The 16,681-nt window shown below is 67.1% G+C and carries 13 protein-coding genes and 2 riboswitches; all 13 genes read left to right on the forward strand.

Features of this window, described 5'->3' with window-relative positions:
- The first annotated feature begins 138 nt into the window (after positions 1-138).
- The 13 genes from tesB (at position 139) to gcvPB (ending at position 16,623) form a co-directional block, all read left to right on the forward strand.
- A complete protein-coding gene (gene tesB / locus V5F68_RS15985; protein WP_394014024.1) occupies positions 139-1,005 on the forward strand; it encodes an acyl-CoA thioesterase II in 867 nt (288 codons plus the stop codon).
- Between the two features lie 261 nt (positions 1,006-1,266).
- Positions 1,267-1,605 (forward strand): P-II family nitrogen regulator, encoded by a 339-nt coding sequence (locus tag V5F68_RS15990; RefSeq protein ID WP_348844448.1) that lies wholly within the window; start codon positions 1,267-1,269, stop codon positions 1,603-1,605.
- A gap of 29 nt (positions 1,606-1,634) precedes the next feature.
- Positions 1,635-3,122, forward strand: a complete 1,488-nt coding sequence (locus tag V5F68_RS15995; protein ID WP_394014025.1) for an ammonium transporter — start codon at positions 1,635-1,637, stop codon at positions 3,120-3,122.
- 504 nt (positions 3,123-3,626) lie between these two features.
- Positions 3,627-6,671 carry an isoleucine--tRNA ligase gene (ileS, locus tag V5F68_RS16000; protein ID WP_394014026.1) on the forward strand — a complete coding sequence of 1,015 codons (3,045 nt, stop codon included), beginning with the start codon at positions 3,627-3,629 and terminating at the stop codon, positions 6,669-6,671.
- A complete protein-coding gene (lspA, locus tag V5F68_RS16005; protein ID WP_348844446.1) occupies positions 6,668-7,180 on the forward strand; it encodes a signal peptidase II in 513 nt (170 codons plus the stop codon). Before ileS ends, lspA begins: the two co-directional genes overlap by 4 nt.
- 37 nt (positions 7,181-7,217) lie before the next feature.
- The gene (locus tag V5F68_RS16010; RefSeq protein ID WP_394014027.1) at positions 7,218-7,889 is read left to right on the forward strand and encodes a hypothetical protein; all 672 of its coding nucleotides are present in this window, start codon (positions 7,218-7,220) and stop codon (positions 7,887-7,889) included.
- 205 nt (positions 7,890-8,094) lie between these two features.
- Positions 8,095-9,462 (forward strand): M16 family metallopeptidase, encoded by a 1,368-nt coding sequence (locus V5F68_RS16015; RefSeq protein WP_394014028.1) that lies wholly within the window; start codon positions 8,095-8,097, stop codon positions 9,460-9,462.
- On the forward strand, positions 9,459-10,811 hold the full coding sequence (locus tag V5F68_RS16020) for a M16 family metallopeptidase (protein WP_394014029.1): 1,353 nt from the start codon (positions 9,459-9,461) through the stop codon (positions 10,809-10,811). Before V5F68_RS16015 ends, V5F68_RS16020 begins: the two co-directional genes overlap by 4 nt.
- Positions 10,812-11,000: 189 nt before the next feature.
- The gene (locus tag V5F68_RS16025) at positions 11,001-11,759 is read left to right on the forward strand and encodes a hypothetical protein (RefSeq protein ID WP_394014030.1); all 759 of its coding nucleotides are present in this window, start codon (positions 11,001-11,003) and stop codon (positions 11,757-11,759) included.
- Between the two features lie 74 nt (positions 11,760-11,833).
- Positions 11,834-11,934: riboswitch (glycine riboswitch) on the forward strand.
- A gap of 1 nt (position 11,935) precedes the next feature.
- Positions 11,936-12,054, forward strand: a riboswitch (glycine riboswitch).
- Between the two features lie 54 nt (positions 12,055-12,108).
- A complete protein-coding gene (gcvT, locus tag V5F68_RS16030; RefSeq protein WP_394014031.1) occupies positions 12,109-13,266 on the forward strand; it encodes a glycine cleavage system aminomethyltransferase GcvT in 1,158 nt (385 codons plus the stop codon).
- 2 nt (positions 13,267-13,268) lie between these two features.
- A complete protein-coding gene (gcvH, locus tag V5F68_RS16035) occupies positions 13,269-13,646 on the forward strand; it encodes a glycine cleavage system protein GcvH (RefSeq protein WP_394014032.1) in 378 nt (125 codons plus the stop codon).
- A 71-nt stretch (positions 13,647-13,717) separates the two neighbouring features.
- Positions 13,718-15,061, forward strand: a complete 1,344-nt coding sequence (gene gcvPA, locus V5F68_RS16040) for an aminomethyl-transferring glycine dehydrogenase subunit GcvPA (RefSeq protein ID WP_394014033.1) — start codon at positions 13,718-13,720, stop codon at positions 15,059-15,061.
- Positions 15,058-16,623: an aminomethyl-transferring glycine dehydrogenase subunit GcvPB gene (gene gcvPB, locus V5F68_RS16045; RefSeq protein WP_394014034.1), complete on the forward strand. Its 1,566-nt coding sequence runs from the start codon at positions 15,058-15,060 to the stop codon at positions 16,621-16,623. The genes gcvPA and gcvPB overlap by 4 nt, the downstream gene beginning before the upstream one ends.
- Positions 16,624-16,681 lie beyond the last annotated feature (58 nt).

The raw sequence follows: 16,681 nt of genomic DNA on the forward strand, positions 1-16,681 counted from the left end.
CCGCAGCCCATATCATGGCGCGGGCTTAAATGCGGCCCGGCGGCGCGGGATCGCGCGCCAGCGTGGCCTTGACGGGCGTCACGGCGCGTGGCTCGCTCGCCCGAACCTGCCCTGCACCCTTCAAGGTCGAGCCCCGTCATGAATGATGTCGAAGCCCTTCTGAACATCCTCGACCTTGAGCCCCTGGAGATCAATCTGTTCCGGGGTCGCAGCGGGAGCCCTGGCGGCGGGCGGGTGTTCGGCGGGCAGGTGGTGGCGCAGGCCCTGGTCGCGGCGCAGCGCACCGTGGACATCGAGCGCATCACCCATTCCCTGCACGGCTATTTCCTGCTGGGCGGCGATCCCACCGTGCCGATCATCTATGAGGTGGACCGCATCCGCGACGGCCGCTCCTTCACCACGCGCACGGTCAAGGCGATCCAGCACGGCAAGGCGATTTTCTCCATGTCGGCCTCGTTCCAGCTCCTCGAGCCGGGGCTGGAGCACCAGATCGCCATGCCGCAGGTGCCCCAGCCGGAGCAATTGCCCTCCGACGAAGTGTGGCGCGAGAAGCTGCTGAAGCGCTTTCCCGCGGCTTCGAAGCGCGACTGGATGGCGCTGCGCCCGCTGGAGGTGAAGCCGACAAGCCTCGATCCCTCCTTTCTTTCGGGCAATATCAACACGTCCCGGCCGAGCATCTGGGTGCGCACCCGCGGCCCCTTGCCGGATGATCTGCGCACGCAGCAGGCAGTGCTCGCCTATGCATCCGACCTGTCGCTGCTGCAGGCGGCGCTGGTGCCGCATCGCAAAAGCGTGTTCGACCCGGACATCCAGGTCGCGAGCCTCGATCACGCGCTATGGTTTCATCAGCCCTTCCGCGCCGACGAATGGCTGCTTTACGTGCAGGAAAGCCCGGCCGCCGGCGGCGCGCGCGGTTTCTGCCGCGGCGAGCTGTTCACCCGCGACGGAAAGCTGGTGGCCTCCGCGGCGCAGGAAGGTTTGATGCGCCCCGTTACCCCTCGGTGACTGCGCATTGTGCGATCTGATTATTTTATAGGCAAAAATTTAGGCAACGCTGCGGCAACCGCATGACGAAGAGTCTCGTGGCGAGAAAATAAGCACGCCGTAAACGAGGCTTTACCCATTTGGCACGGTCCTTGATTCCCTGTTCGCAGGCTTGGGTGCTGCAGCGTGGATTTTCCCCGTCACGCGCGGCCCAGCCCGGAAGAACGCGCCCTCCGCTTTGCGGTGTGAGGGCATCACGGGGACAGGGACAGGGATCGATCCATGAAGATCGTGATGGCCATCATTAAGCCGTTCAAGCTGGAAGAGGTGCGCGACGCCCTGACCGGCATCGGGGTCCACGGCCTGACCGTGACCGAGGTCAAGGGTTACGGCCGCCAGAAGGGGCACACGGAAATCTATCGCGGCGCCGAATATGCCGTGAGCTTCCTTCCCAAGCTGAAGATCGAGGTGGCGGTCGCCTCCGATCAGGTCGCGAAGGTGGTGGAAGCCATCACCGCCGCCGCCAAGACGGGCCAGATCGGCGACGGGAAGATCTTCGTCTTCCAGATCGATCAGGCGGTTCGCATCCGTACCGGCGAGACCGACACCGACGCCCTCTGAGCAATCCTCATTTTACGGAGCCATATTCCATGACGTTCAAGACCTGGTCCCGAGTGGGACTGCCAACCCTTCTCGCAGCGGCGGCCATTGCCATGCCCGTCCTTGCGCAGACAGCCACGCCGGCGGCCGATGCCGCTGCGGCGGTTGCCGCGGCGCCGACCATCAACAAGGGCGACACGGCCTGGATGCTGGTCTCCGCCATGGTCGTGCTGATGATGTCGGTCCCCGGCCTCGCGCTGTTCTACGGCGGCCTCGTTCGCGGCAAGAACATGCTCTCGGTGCTGATGCAGGTGTTCTACACCGTCTGCATCGTCGGCCTGATCTGGGTCCTGTACGGCTATTCCATGGCCTTCACCGGCGGCTCCGATTTCGTGGGCGGCTTCTCCAAGGCCTTCATGAAGGGCATCACGGTGGATTCCGCCGGCGGCACCTTCACGGTGGGCGTCGCCATTCCGGAACTGGTGTTCGTCGCCTTCCAGATGACCTTCGCCATGATCACCCCGGCGCTGATCTTCGGTGCGTTCGCTGAACGCGTGAAGTTCTCGGCGATCGTGCTGTTCGTGCCGCTCTGGGTCACGTTCATCTACTTCCCGATCGCCCACATGGTTTGGTACTGGGCCGGCCCGGACGCGGTCGACGCGGCTGCCAAGGCCCTGAAGGCGGCGGCTGACGGCCCGGCCAAGCAGGCGGCGCAGGATGCCCTCGACGCGGTTCTCGCGGACGCCGGCTACATCTACAAGATCGGCGCCATCGACTTCGCCGGCGGCACCGTGGTGCACATCAACGCCGGTATCGCCGCCTTCGTGGGCTGCCTCATCGTTGGCAAGCGCACGGGCTTCGGCAAGGAAGCCTTCTCCCCCCACTCCCTGACGCTCACCATGGTCGGCGCCTCCCTCCTGTGGGTCGGCTGGTTCGGCTTCAACGCCGGCTCCAACCTGGAAGCCAACGGCCTCACCGCGCTGGCCATGATGAACACCTTCATCGCCACCTGCGCCGCCGCCATCTCCTGGATGATCATCGAATGGCTGGCCAAGGGTAAGCCCTCCATGCTCGGTGTCGTCTCCGGCGCGGTTGCCGGCCTCGTGGCCGTCACCCCGATGGCTGGCTTCGCCGGCATCATGGGCTCGCTGGTTTCGGGCCTCATCGTCGGCGTGCTGTGCTTCTTCTTCTGCACCACCGTGAAGAACGCCTTCGGCTATGACGACTCGCTCGACGTGTTCGGCGTGCACTGCATCGGCGGCATCTTCGGCGCCATCGCGACCGGCATCGTCGTGAGCCCCGCCCTCGGCGGCACGGGCATCTACGACTACACCACCGGCGCGGTTGCCGAATATGTCATGAGCGCCCAGGTCCTGGCGCAGGTGAAGGCGGTGCTCATCACCCTCGTGTGGTCGGGCGTCGGCTCTGCGATCCTCTTCTACATCATCAAGGCCGTGGTCGGACTGCGCGCCCCGGTGGAGAAGGAGCGCGAGGGTCTCGACATCACCGAGCACGGCGAGCGCGCCTACCACAGCTGAGCCTGAGGGGCGGCGGCTTCGCCGCCCCGCTTCTTCCGGCCGCCCTGAGGCGGTCGGATCCTCCTGACACCCGGCGGCCCCGCGTCGCCGCATTACGATCCAGGGGCAGGCCCGCCGAAACCAGAATAAGCGGGCTGCCGCGACCAGAATAAAAAGAGGGGAAGATGAAGCCTCGGCCGCAACGGCCGGGGCTTCATTGCTTTCAGGGACAGGGCGGCGGACGATTTCGCGAGGCGGTGTCCGCGCCTGCGCCGCGTGCGCTCGCCATCCGGGCTTTTCCCGCGCGAAGACGCCTGCTAGAAGCCCTGCATGGCACAAGGAACGTCACATCCGGCCGCGCGCCGCCCGGCCCGGGCGCGAATTACCAGCCCGGCACCCCGCCGACGCGCCTGAGCGCGCGGGGTCAACCGGGACACGCCCTCGCCGCGCCCATCCCGCCGACGCGCTGGGGTGCGCCACAAGATGTAACGATCTGCCGCCAAGATCCTGTTCGAGCCCGATCCCATGACCGAGAAGACGCCGTCCGACGCCGTGGACTATTCCGCGACCCTGTTCCTGCCGCAGACCGAATTCCCCATGCGGGGCGGGCTGCCGAAGAAGGAGCCGGAACTGCTGGAGCGCTGGGCGCGCATCGGCCTGCGCGAGCGCCTGCGCGAAGAGGGGCGCGGGCGTCCCCGCTTCGTGCTGCACGACGGCCCGCCCTATGCCAACGGCAACATCCACATCGGCCACGCGCTCAACAAGATCCTCAAGGACGTGGTGACGCGCTCCCAGCAGATGCTGGGCTTCGATTCCAACTATGTGCCCGGCTGGGACTGCCACGGCCTGCCCATCGAGTGGAAGATCGAGGAAGAGAATTACCGCAAGAAGGGCAAGGCCAAGCCGGACCTGAAGGATTCCGGCGCGATGATCGCGTTCCGCCAGGAATGCCGCGCCTATGCCGAGCATTGGCTCGACGTGCAGCGCGAGGAGTTCAAGCGCCTCGGCGTGGAAGGCGACTGGGACCACCCCTACACCACCATGAGCTTCCTCGGCGAGGCGCAGATCGCCCGCGAAATCATCAAGTTCGCCGAAAACGGCCTACTCTATCGTGGCTCCAAGCCGGTGATGTGGTCGGTGGTGGAAAAGACCGCGCTGGCCGAGGCCGAGGTGGAATATCACGACCACCAGTCGGACACGGTGTGGGTGAAATTTCCGGTTCAGCATGTCGTTCGCCATGGTCCTGGGATCTCAGAACCGGCACTCATTGCTGCGAATAAGCTCGCCGGTGCCTCCATCGTCATCTGGACCACCACCCCCTGGACCATGCCCGGCAACCGGGCGATCTCCTTCTCGAACCGCATCTCCTACGGCCTCTACGAGATCACCGAGGCACCGGCCGACAATTGGTCGAAGGCCGGCGACAAGCTGATCCTCGCCGACAAGCTGGCGGAGGACGTGTTCAAGGCCGCCCGCGTCACCAGCTTCACGCGGCTCCGCGACGTGCCGGCGGACGTGCTGGCGAACCTCATCACTGCCCACCCGCTCGCCGACCTCGGCTATTCCTTCAAGGTTCCCCTGCTCGAAGGCGACCATGTCACCGACGATGCGGGCACGGGCTTCGTCCACACCGCCCCCGGCCACGGCCGCGAGGATTTCGAGATCTGGACGGCGCATCGCCGCTGGCTGGAGGAGCGCGGCATCAATCCCGCCATCCCCTATACGGTGGACGAGGACAGCTTCTACACCGACCAGGCGCCGGGCTTTGCCGGCAAGCGCGTCATCACCGACAAAGGCGAGAAGGGCGATGCCAACCAAGCGGTCATCGACGCTTTGGTGGCGGCCGGAAACCTGCTCGCGCGCGGGCGGCTGAAGCACCAATATCCCCATTCCTGGCGCTCCAAGAAGCCGGTCATCTTCCGCAACACGCCGCAATGGTTCATCGCCATGGACCAGGACATCCGCCTGCCCGACGGCAAGCCGGCGCCGCGCCCGGCGACCCTCGCCGGCAACGAGCCAGACACGCTGCGTGCCCGCGCGCTCGCCGGCATCAAGACGGTGGATTGGGTGCCGGAGGTGGGTGAGAACCGCATCACCGGCATGATTGCCAGCCGGCCCGACTGGGTGGTCTCACGCCAGCGCGCCTGGGGCGTGCCCATCGCCGTGTTCGTGCGTGAACTGGGCGACGGCTCGGTGGAGATCCTCAAGGACCCCGCCGTGAACGCCCGCATCGCCGCGGCCTTCGCGGAGGAAGGCGCCGACGCCTGGTACAAGGAGGGCGCGCGCGAGCGCTTCCTCGCAGAGCGCGCCGCCGAAGGCTGGGCCAAGGTGGATGACATTCTCGACGTGTGGTTCGACTCCGGCTCCACCCACGCCTTCACCCTGGAGGTGCGCCCCGACCTGAAGGCGAACCGCCCGCCCGACGGCCCGGACCGGGTGATGTATCTGGAAGGCTCGGACCAGCATCGCGGCTGGTTCCACTCCTCGCTGCTGGAAAGCTGCGGCACCCGCGGCCGCCCGCCCTATGACGCGGTGCTGACCCACGGCTTCGTGCTGGACGAGAACGGGCACAAGATGTCCAAGTCGCTCGGCAACGTGGTCTCGCCCCAGGATGTGATCAAGGCGTCCGGCGCTGACATCCTGCGCCTGTGGGTGTGCGCCTCCGATTATGCCGACGATCTGAAAATCGGCCCCGAAATCCTCAAGACAACCGCCGACACCTACCGGAAACTGCGCAATACCGTGCGCTGGCTGCTGGGATCGCTGCACCATTATCATGCGGCGGACCGTGTCGCCTTCGCCGATATGCCGCCCCTGGAGCGGCTGATCCTGCATCGCTTGCAGGAGCTGGACGGGCAGATCCGCGCGGCTTACGTCGCCTATGACTACAAGAAGGTCCACGCCTTGCTCACGTCCTTCATGACGAGCGAGCTGTCCGCCTTCTATTTCGACGTGCGCAAGGACGCGCTTTATTGCGATCCCTTGTCCTCGCTCACCCGCCGCGCCTGCCTCACCGTGCTGGACGAGGTGTTCGAGCGCGTCGTCACTTGGCTCGCGCCCATCCTTCCGTTCACCTGCGAGGAAGCCTACCTCGCCCGCACCGGCGATACGGAGGGTTCCGTGCACCTGCGCACCTTCCCGGAAACGCCGGCGGCGTGGAAGGATGAGGAGCTTGCGGAAACTTGGCGGAAGATCCGCCTCGTGCGCCGGGTGGTGCTCGGCGCGCTGGAGGTGGAGCGCACCGCCAAGCGCATCGGCTCCTCGCTCGAAGCCGCGCCGCAGGTGTTCGTAACCAATGCCGACCTCGCCGCAGCGCTGGAGGGCGTCGACCTCGCGGAGGTCTGCATCACCTCCGGCGCAAGCCTGGTCTTTTCCGAGCCGCCGGCCGGCGCGTTCGTGCTCGACGAGGTGCCGGGCGTCGCGGTGATGCCCGCCTTGGCACAAGGCCGCAAATGCGCGCGCTCCTGGAAGGTGCTGGAGGAGGTCGGCAGCGATCCCGATTATCCCGATGTCACCTTGCGCGATGCCCGCGCACTGCGGGAACTGGCCGCGCGAGCCGCCGCCGAATGAGCCGCCCCGTGCGCCACATCCGGCTCGGCGTCCTAGTGGCGCTGATTGTGCTGGTGCTCGACCAGGGCAGCAAGACCGCGGTGCTCGCCTGGTCGCAGAGCTGGCCCGAGGGCGTGCGGGAATTGACCCCGTTCCTCAATCTGGTGGTGCTGTGGAACAGCGGCATCAGCTACGGCCTGTTCCCGCAGGGTGAGACCGGCCGCTGGGTGCTGGTGGCGTTCAAGGTGATCGCCTCCTTGCTGTTCGCCGTGTGGCTTGCCCGCACGCCGCGCAAGCTGGAAGCCTTCTCTCTCGGCCTTTTGATTGGTGGCGCCATCGGCAATGCCGCGGACCGGGTGGTTTATGGCGCGGTGTTCGATTTCGTGTCGCTGCACGCGTTCGGCTTCAATTGGTACGTGTTCAACATCGCCGATGTGGCGGTCGTTGTGGGCGTGATCGTGCTGCTTTATGATGCTTTCTTCGGACGCGCCTCAAAAATGCCGCCCTCTCACCCCAGCCGTATGGGCTGAATGTCCGAGAAGGGGCAGGCGCACGAGGGAAAGGCCCATGCGAATGACGGAAAATCGGCGGAACCCAGCCTTGGTGCTGCGCAGCCTCATGCTGGCCGCGCTGCCATTCGCCGCCCTCCTCGCTGGTCCAAGCCTCGCGTTCGCCCAGGAAAGCGATAGCGGCGACTTCTTCAAGACGACGCTGGGCGGATTTCTCGGCCTGAATGACGATGAGAAGCCGCAGATCCAGTATCGCGAGCGCGCGCCGCTGGTGGTTCCCCCGCCAAGCGCCGCCGCCACTCTGCCCCCGCCGCGCGACGGTGGCGCCGCGGTTAATCCCAATTGGCCGAAGGATCCGGACGTCATTCGCGCGGCCAAGGCCAAGGCCGGCGACCAGACGCCTGTCGGCCTGACCGATTCAAGCCGCGTGCTGCTTCCCTCGCAATTGAACAACGCCAAGCACAAGCCGACGCAGAGCGTCGCGAACGGTGCGCCGGTCGGGGCTGAATCCAAGCGCGACGTGCTGCTGCCGAGCGAGCTCGGCTTCAAGAATTGGTTCGCGCCGCAAGGCAGCGACAAGGACAAGCTCACCTTCACCGGTGAGCCCGAACGGCAGGCCCTCACCGAGCCGCCTCCCGGCTACCAGACCCCCGCGCCCAACGCGCCTTACGGGGTGGTGGAGCAGAAGGCCGAGCCCTTCAAGTTCCCCACACTGTTCGATCGCCAGTGACCGTTCCGCACCGCTGGTGCGCCCATCCCCGGCATCCGGCCGCTCGGCGCGCGAAACCGCGTGAGGAAACAAGGCGCCGCGCGCTCGCGAATGCGCGCGAAACCCACGCTGCCGCAGTGGCGCTGCGCCGCCGGCTTCCTATTTTAAAGCGATCCGCCATCACTCCTTCACGCGGCCCGTGCCTCAAAAGGGCAGAAACGAACAGATGAGACGCCTGGCAATGATCGCAATGATCGCCGCGGGAACCGCCGCAGCAACGTTGAACGCCGCTTCCGCCGCAGGGCCGGACGTCACCCAGTATCAATTGGCCAACGGCCTGACGGTGATGGTGATTCCCGATCACCGCGCCCCCGTGGTCACCCATATGGTGTGGTACAAGGTCGGCTCGGCCGACGAGCAGGCGGGGAAATCCGGCATCGCCCATTTCCTTGAGCATCTGATGTTCAAGGGCACCGAGAAGGCCGGTCCGGGCAAGTTCTCGGGCGAGGTGGCTCGGCTCGGCGGCCAGGAAAACGCCTTCACCTCGCAGGATTACACCGCCTATTACCAGCGCGTCGCCAAGGAGCACCTGGAAACGGTCATGACCTTTGAGGCCGACCGCATGACCGGCCTCAAGCTCTCCGACGCGGTGGTGCTGCCCGAGCGCGACGTGGTGCTCGAAGAGCGCCGCATGCGGACCGACAGCGATCCCGGCGCCCGCCTTTCCGAGGCCCTCCAGGCCGCGACCTATGTAAACCATCCCTACCAGCATCCGATCATCGGCTGGGAGCATGAGATTAAGCAGCTGAACCGCGAGGATGCCCTCGCCTTCTATCGCCGCTTCTATGCCCCCAACAACGCGGTGCTGGTGGTAGCGGGCGATGTGGAACCGGAAGCCGTTCGCGCGCTCGCCGAGAAGACCTATGGCGTCATCCCGCGCGCCGACACCCCGCCGCGCAACCGCCCGCAGGAGCCCGAGCCGCAGGTCCATCGCCGGGTGTCGCTGAGCGACCCGCGCGTCGCCCAGCCGAGCCTTCAGCGCAGCTATCTGGTGCCCTCCTATCGTACCGCCAAGCCGGGCGAGGCCGAGGCGCTGGACGTGCTGGCGCAGATTCTCGGCGGCGGGCAGACCGGCCGCCTCTATCGCGAATTGGTGGCCGAGCAGGGCCTCGCCGCCGGCGCCGGCGCCTGGTACCAGAGCACGGCCTATGACGAGACCCGCTTCGGCATCTCCGCCTCGCCCCGTCCGGGCGTAACGCTCGAGACGCTGGAACAGGCGATGGACGGCGTGGTCGCCAAGATGGCGAAGGAGGGGCCGGACGACGTGGAGCTCGCCCGCGCCAAGACGCGCCTGACGGCGGAAGCCATCTATGCCCGCGACAATCAGGCGACCCTGGCGCGCATCTATGGCGCAGCCTGGGCCACCGGCATTTCCGTGGAGGACGTGAACCGCTGGCCGGACCTCATCAAGCGTGTGAGCGCAGCGGATGTGAAGGCCGCCGCCGAGCATTATCTCGTGCTGAAGCGCGCGGTGACCGGCTATTTGACCCCGCCTCCCGCGGCCGCGCCTGCGGCACCGGAGAAGCGCTCGTGAGCGCACCTTCCACCGCTTCCTCCTTTCGCGCTCGCATTCTCGTGTTGGTGATGATGGCTGTTTCCCTTGTTTCCGCGAATACCGCTCAGTCCCAGACCACGCGGATCACGCGCGTGGTCAGCCCCGGCGGCATCGAGGCCTGGCTGGTGCGCGACACGACCTTGCCGCTCCTCGCCATGGAATTCGCCTTTCTCGGCGGCGCGGCGCAGGACCCGGCGGAACGCCCCGGCATCGCCAGCCTCGCCGCCTCGCTGCTCGACGAGGGCGCCGGCGAATATGATGCCGAGCGCTTCCATCAGGCGCTGGCGGACAAGGCGATCGAACTGCATTTCGACGCCGGGCGCGACGAGGTCCGCGGCTCGGTGCGCACCCTTTCGGAAAACCGCGACGCCGCCTTCGACATGCTGCGCCTGTCGGTGACGCAGCCGCGCTTCGATACCGAGGCCGTGGAGCGCATCCGCACAGCGCAGCTCGCCTCGCTGCGCCGGCGCTCGACCGATCCCAATTCGCTGGCCAATGAGCGCTGGTTCGCGCTCGCCTTCCCAAACCATCCCTACGGCCGCCCCGTGGATGGCACGCTCGCCAGCGTCGCCGATATCACGCGCGAGGATCTGGCAACTTTCGCCAAGCGCAATCTCGCCCGTTCCAACCTGCGCGTGGCGGTGGTGGGCGACATCACGCCCGAGGAACTCGCCACCGAGCTGGACCGCGTGTTCGGCGCGCTTCCGGCCACGGCCCAATTGACGCCGGTCGCCGACGTGAAGCCCCAGGGCCTCGGCAAGACCGACGTGATCCCGCTGGATGTCCCGCAGTCCGTGGTCATGATCGGCACCGACGGCCTGGAACGGCAGGACCCGGATTTCATCCCCGCCTATGTGCTGAACCACATTCTCGGCGGCAGCGCCTTTTCCTCCCGCCTGTTCAAGGAAGTGCGCGAAGCGCGCGGGCTCGCCTATTCGGTCTATTCCTATCAGGTGGCGCTGGAGCACGTGGGCCTGTGGTTCGCCGGCACCGCCACCAAGAACGACCGCGCGGGTGAATCCATCAAGATCATCAACGAGGAGTTTCAGCAGATCCTCGACAAGGGGCCGACCCAAGCGGAGCTGGACGAAGCCAAGAGCTACCTCACCGGCAGCTATGCGCTGCGCTTCGACACCTCCTCGAAGATCGCCGGGCAATTGCTCCAGATCCAGATCGACAAGCTGGGCATGGATTATATCGATCGCCGCAACGCGCTGATCGAGGCGGTGACGCTGGAGGATCTGCGCCGCGTTTCCCAGCGCTTGTCTGGCGCGCAAAAGGCTCTGGTGGTGGTCGCCGGCCGGCCCGTGGGGGTGATCGGCAACTGACCGGCCGCCCGCGGCCGGTAACCATAGAGTCAGATACCTCCCCCGGTGCGGGCTCAAGGCGCGGGTCCCCCCTCCCCCTGCGCTTTAACCTTCTGTTATACATACGCGTCTTGCGGAGGTTTTTGGAGTTTCCTCATGCGTTTTGCTTTAGACGCTGCTCTGCCTATGCGTGTGTTGGCCGGGGCAGCCATGGCCATCACCCTTGCAGGGTGCGCGGGCAACTCGCAGGGGACGTTTGGCGCGCCCGGCGTGAATGTTGATCCCGCCGCGGCAGCAGGCGGCGTGGGCGCCGCCCAGCCTACCAACAATATGACCATCGGCTCCGGCCCCGATGCGGTGGAGTTCGACTGCCCGCGTGTGGACGTGCGCTCGGGCGCCTCCGCATGGCAGGTGCCGGCCCCCGGCGGCGGACTGAAGTACCAGGGCTCGCTCGGCCAGTTGGCCCGCGAATGCAACATTGCCAACGGCGTGATGACCGTGAAGGTTGGCCTCGACGGCCGGGTGCTGCTGGGCGACAAGGGCACGCCCGGCGCGCTCAATGTGCCGATCCGCATCGCGGTGGTGCAGGAAGGCCCCTCGCCCAAGACCATCACCACCAAATTCTTCGTGGTGCCGCTCAACATTCCCCAGGGCGAAACCCAGACCACCTTCACGGTGGTGGAAGACACCATCTCCTTCCCGGTCACCACCCCGGACGCGATCTCGAAATACGTGATCTACGTGGGCTTCGATCCCAAGGGCGAAACCCCGGCCCGCCCGCGTCCGACTCGGCCGCGGCCTGCGGCACCCGCGGCCGATGCCGCGCCCGCGGCGGCACCGGCCGCCCCGGCGGCCGCGAAGCCGGCGGCGAGCAAGCCGGCCGCGCCGGCTGCGGACCCCAATACGTTCGGCCCGGCGCCCACCTTCGGGCCGCCTCCGGCGACTTTCGGACCGCCGCCCGCACAATGACGAAAAGCGCCGCATTGACCGCGCGGCGCGTTTCTCTATGGTGACGGCGGCCGCTCCTCGGAGCGGTCGCTCGGAAGATCCCTGCGGGAGAGACCGGCCCATTCTCTGGATGATGGCCGGCGCCGAAGGCGCAACCGCCCCGGAACCGCTCAGGCAAAAGGACCGCAGGGGGACGACACTCTGGAAAGCAGCTGCGGCGTGACCCTCAGGGATCATGCGGGTGGCTCACCGAAGGAGTAAGCCGTGCCCGTTCCACCGGGTGCGGTCAAATCTCTCAGGTTCCGGTGACAGAGGGGGCGCCGCTCGGGCCGAAAGGTCCGATGACTTTGGCGCGACCCCAGGAACCGGAATGGCACAGCCCGAGACCGATCTTCCCCTTCTGACGACGCCGTTGCACGGCGCCCATGCGGCGCTCGGCGCCCGCCTTGTGCCGTTCGCAGGCTATGACATGCCGGTGCAATATCGCGACGGCATCCTGGCGGAACATGCCTGGACCCGCACCCACGCCGGCCTGTTCGACGTGTCCCACATGGGTCAGGCCAAGCTCGTCGGGCCGGACCATGCGACCACGGCCGCCGCGCTCGAAACGCTGATTCCCGCCGACATCCTCAATCTAAAACTCGGCCGCCAGCGCTATTCCCAGCTGATGGCGGACGATGGCGGCATCCTCGACGACCTGATGGTCACCCGCCCCGGCGCGGCGGAAGAGGACGGCACCTTGCTGCTGGTGGTGAACGCCGCCGGCAAGGAGGCGGACTATGCCCATATCGCCGCCCGCCTGCCCGCCGGCGTGACGCTGGAACGGCTCGACGACCGCGCGCTCCTCGCGCTCCAGGGTCCCGAGGCCGCTGCCGTGCTGGCGCGCCATGCCCCCGAAGGCGCCGCGCTGGACTTCATGGCCGCCGGCCCTTCGACCTTCGACGGCATTCCCGTCCATATCTCCCGGTCCGGCTATACCGGCGAGGACGGGTTTGAAATCTCCATCCCCGAAAGCTCCACCGTCACCGTGTGGAACACGCTGCTCGCCGAGCCCGAGGTCAAGCCCATAGGCCTCGGGGCGCGCGATTCGCTGCGGCTGGAGGCGGGCTTGTGCCTCTATGGCCACGACATCGACCCCACCACCTCGCCTGTCGAAGCCGCCTTGGTCTGGTCGATCCAGAAGCGGCGGCGGGAGGGCGGCGGCTTTCCCGGCGCCGCGCGCATCCAGCGCGAGCTTGCCGAAAGCCCGGCGCGCGTACGCGTCGGCCTGCGCCTTGAGGGGCGCGCGCCGGCCCGCGAGGGCGCCGAAATCGCTAAGGACGGAAGTGTGGTCGGCACGGTCACGTCCGGCGGCTTCGCCCCCACCCTGAACGCGCCCATCGCCATGGGCTATGTGCCGCCCGCCCTGGCGGCGCCGGGCACGCGTCTCGACATCATCGTGCGCGGCAAGAACCTGCCCGCGACCGTCGTCACATTCCCGTTCGTGGCCCAGCGCTACGTCCGTAAGAGCGAACAGAAGGGGGCCTGACCATGAGTGACGTGCGCTACACCAAGGACCATGAATATGTCCGGCTCGACGGTGACGTGGCGGTGATCGGCATCTCCGATTACGCCCAGAGCCAGCTCGGCGACGTTGTGTTCGTAGAGCTTCCGGCCATTGGCAAGGTCGTGAAGCAGTCTCAGGAAGCCGCGGTCGTCGAGAGCGTGAAGGCCGCGAGCGAAGTCTATGCCCCGGTTTCCGGCGAGGTGATTGCCGTCAACGAGGCGCTGGAAGCCGCTCCCGATACCGTCAATGCGGATCCGGAAGGCGCCGGCTGGTTCGTGAAGCTCAAGCTTTCAAACCCCGCCGAATTGGACGAATTGATGGATGCCGCGGCCTATGCCGCCTTCGTCGAGACGCACGCCTGACACCCCAACGGCCGCACATGCACGGTGCCGCGGGCTGACGCGGCCGTGCACGTCGGCGAGGCAAACGCATCATGCGCTATCTCCCCCTGACACCCGAAGACCGCACCGAAATGCTGGCACGCATCGGCGTGCCATCGGTGGACGCTCTGTTCGCCGACATTCCCGCGGACAAGCTTCTCGCCGAACTGCCCGACCTGCCTCGCCGCAAGGGTGAGCTGGAGGTCGAGCGCGCCCTGTCCCGCCTTGCCGCGCGCAACGTGCCAGCGGGCTCCGTGCCGTTCTTCGTCGGCGCCGGCGCCTATCGCCACCATGTGCCGGCGACCGTCGATCACCTGATCCAGCGTTCGGAATTCCTCACCTCCTACACGCCCTACCAGCCCGAGATCGCCCAGGGCACACTGCAATATCTGTTCGAGTTCCAGACCCAGGTGGCGGAACTCACGGGGATGGAGGTCGCCAACGCCTCCATGTACGACGGCTCGACCGCTGCCGCCGAAGCGGTGCTGATGGCGCACCGCGTGACCAAGCGCGGCAAGGCCGTGCTGGCGGGCAATCTGCACCCTCATTACGCGCAGACCATCGCCACCGTTTCCCATTATGCGGAAGTGCCGCTGCTGCGCCTGGCGCCCCAACCCTGCGGGCCGGACGACATTCTCGCGGCCATCGACGAGACCGTCTCCTGCGTGGTGGTGCAGAGCCCGGACGTGTTCGGCAATCTGGTGGATTTGAAACCCATCGCGGAAAAGGCCCATGCGGCCGGGGCGCTGCTGATCGCCGTGTTCACGGAAGCCGTCTCGCTCGGCCTCGTCGAGCCGCCCGGTGCGCAAGGGGCGGACATCGTGGTGGGGGAAGGCCAGTCCATCGGCAACCCGCTCACCTTCGGCGGCCCCTATGTGGGTCTGTTCGCCACGCGCGCGAAATTCGTGCGCCAGATGCCGGGGCGCCTCGCCGGCGAGACGGTGGATGCGGAAGGCCGGCGCGGCTTCGTGCTCACCCTCTCCACCCGTGAGCAGCACATCCGTCGCGAGAAGGCGACCTCCAACATCTGCACCAATTCCGGCCTGTGCGCGCTGGCCTTCACCATCCATCTCTCGCTGCTGGGTGAGTCGGGGCTGACGCGGCTGGCCCGCATCAACCATGCCGCCGCCTGCAACCTCGCCGACAGGCTCTCCGCCCTCGACGGCGTCGCCGTGCTCAACGAGAGCTTCTTCAACGAATTCACCATCCGCGTCGCCGGCAATGCGGCGGACGTGGTGGAGAAACTGGCGGCGCGGGGCATCCTCGGCGGCGTGCCTTATTCCCGGCTGGCGCCCGATGCGGGCCTTGACGATCTGATCCTGGTGGCCGCCACCGAGACATCCACGGACGAAGACCGCGCCGCCTATGCGGCCGCGCTGAAGGAGGTGCTGGCATGAATCGCGAAGGACGCGGCGCGACGGCGCCTCAATCGGCGAGCGAAATCGGCCCTGCCACCTTCACCGGCAACCGGGCGCTGGATTTGGAAGAGGGCCTGCTGTTCGAGATCGGCCGGCAGGAGGTGACTGGCGTCGATCTGGACGAGCCGGCCGCCTTCGCGCCCCGCCTCGGCGGGCTTGAGCGCAAGGCCCCGCTCGGCCTGCCCGGCCTCAGCGAACCGGAGGCCATGCGCCATTATGTGCGGCTCTCGCGCATGAATTACGGGATCGACAGCGGCCTGTTTCCGCTCGGCTCCTGCACCATGAAGCACAATCCGCGCCTCAACGAGCGCATGGCCCGCCTGCCAGGCTTCGCGGACATCCACCCGCTGCAGCCGGTGTCCACGGTCCAGGGTGCGCTCGGGCTGATGAAGGAGCTTTCGCGCTATCTTCTCACCCTCACCGGCATGGATGCGGTGGCGCTCACCCCCAAGGCCGGCGCGCATGGCGAATTGTGCGGCATGATGGCCATCAAAGCTGCCCATGAAGCCAACGGCCGCAAGCCCACCACCGTGGTGGTGCCGGAAAGCGCCCATGGCACCAATCCCGCCACCGCCGCTTTGCTCGGCTATCAGGTGAAATCCATTCCCGCCCGCGCCGACGGCACCGTGGACGTGGAGGAGGTGAAGAAGGCGCTTTCGCCGGACGTCGCCGCCATCATGCTCACCAATCCCAACACCTGCGGCCTGTTCGAGCCGGACGTGGTGGCGATCGCCGAGGCGGTGCATGCGGTGGGCGCCTATTTCTATGCCGACGGCGCAAATTTCAACGCCATCCTGGGCAAGGTGCGGGTCGGCGACCTCGGCGTCGATGCCATGCACATCAATCTGCACAAGACCTTCTCCACGCCGCACGGCGGTGGCGGGCCGGGCGCCGGGCCGGTGGTGCTCTCCAAGGCGCTCGCGCCGTTCGCCCCTGCCCCCGCGCTGGTCGCGGACGGCGACGGCCTGCGCCTCGTGGAACAGCAGGGGCAGGCCGGCGCCGAGCAGGCGCTCGGGCGCATGAGCGCGTTCCACGGCCAGATGGGCATGTTCGTGCGGGCGCTCTCCTGGATGCTGTCCCACGGCGCCGACGGCATGCGGCAGGCCGCGGAGGACGCGGTGCTCTCCGCCAACTACATCCGCGCCAGCCTCCAGGATGTGATGAGCGCGCCCTTCGCCACGCGCCCGGCCATGCACGAGGCCCTGTTCGACGATTCCTGGCTGGAGGGCACCGGCCTCTCCACGCTGGATGTCGCCAAGGCGCTGATCGACGAGGGCTATCACCCCATGACGGTCTATTTCCCGCTGGTGGTGCACGGCGCGATGCTGATCGAGCCGACGGAGAGCGAATCCAAGGCCTCGCTCGATCTGTTCATCGCCACCCTGCGGGATCTGGCGATGGCGGCGAAGGCGGGCGAGAAGGAGCGCTTCCTCGGCGCGCCCCATTATGCCCCGCGTCGCCGGCTGGACGAGACGCGCGCCGCCCGCGCCCCGGTTCTGCGCTGGGTCAAGCCCCAGGCGGTGGCGGAAGCGGCGGAATAATTCGCCATCCCGGCCGCGCAATGTGGGAGTGCGGCCGGCACGAAAACCAGGCTGAGAC

The organism is Roseixanthobacter pseudopolyaromaticivorans (genome assembly GCF_043195145.2).
Taxonomy (GTDB): domain Bacteria; phylum Pseudomonadota; class Alphaproteobacteria; order Rhizobiales; family Xanthobacteraceae; genus NCEH01.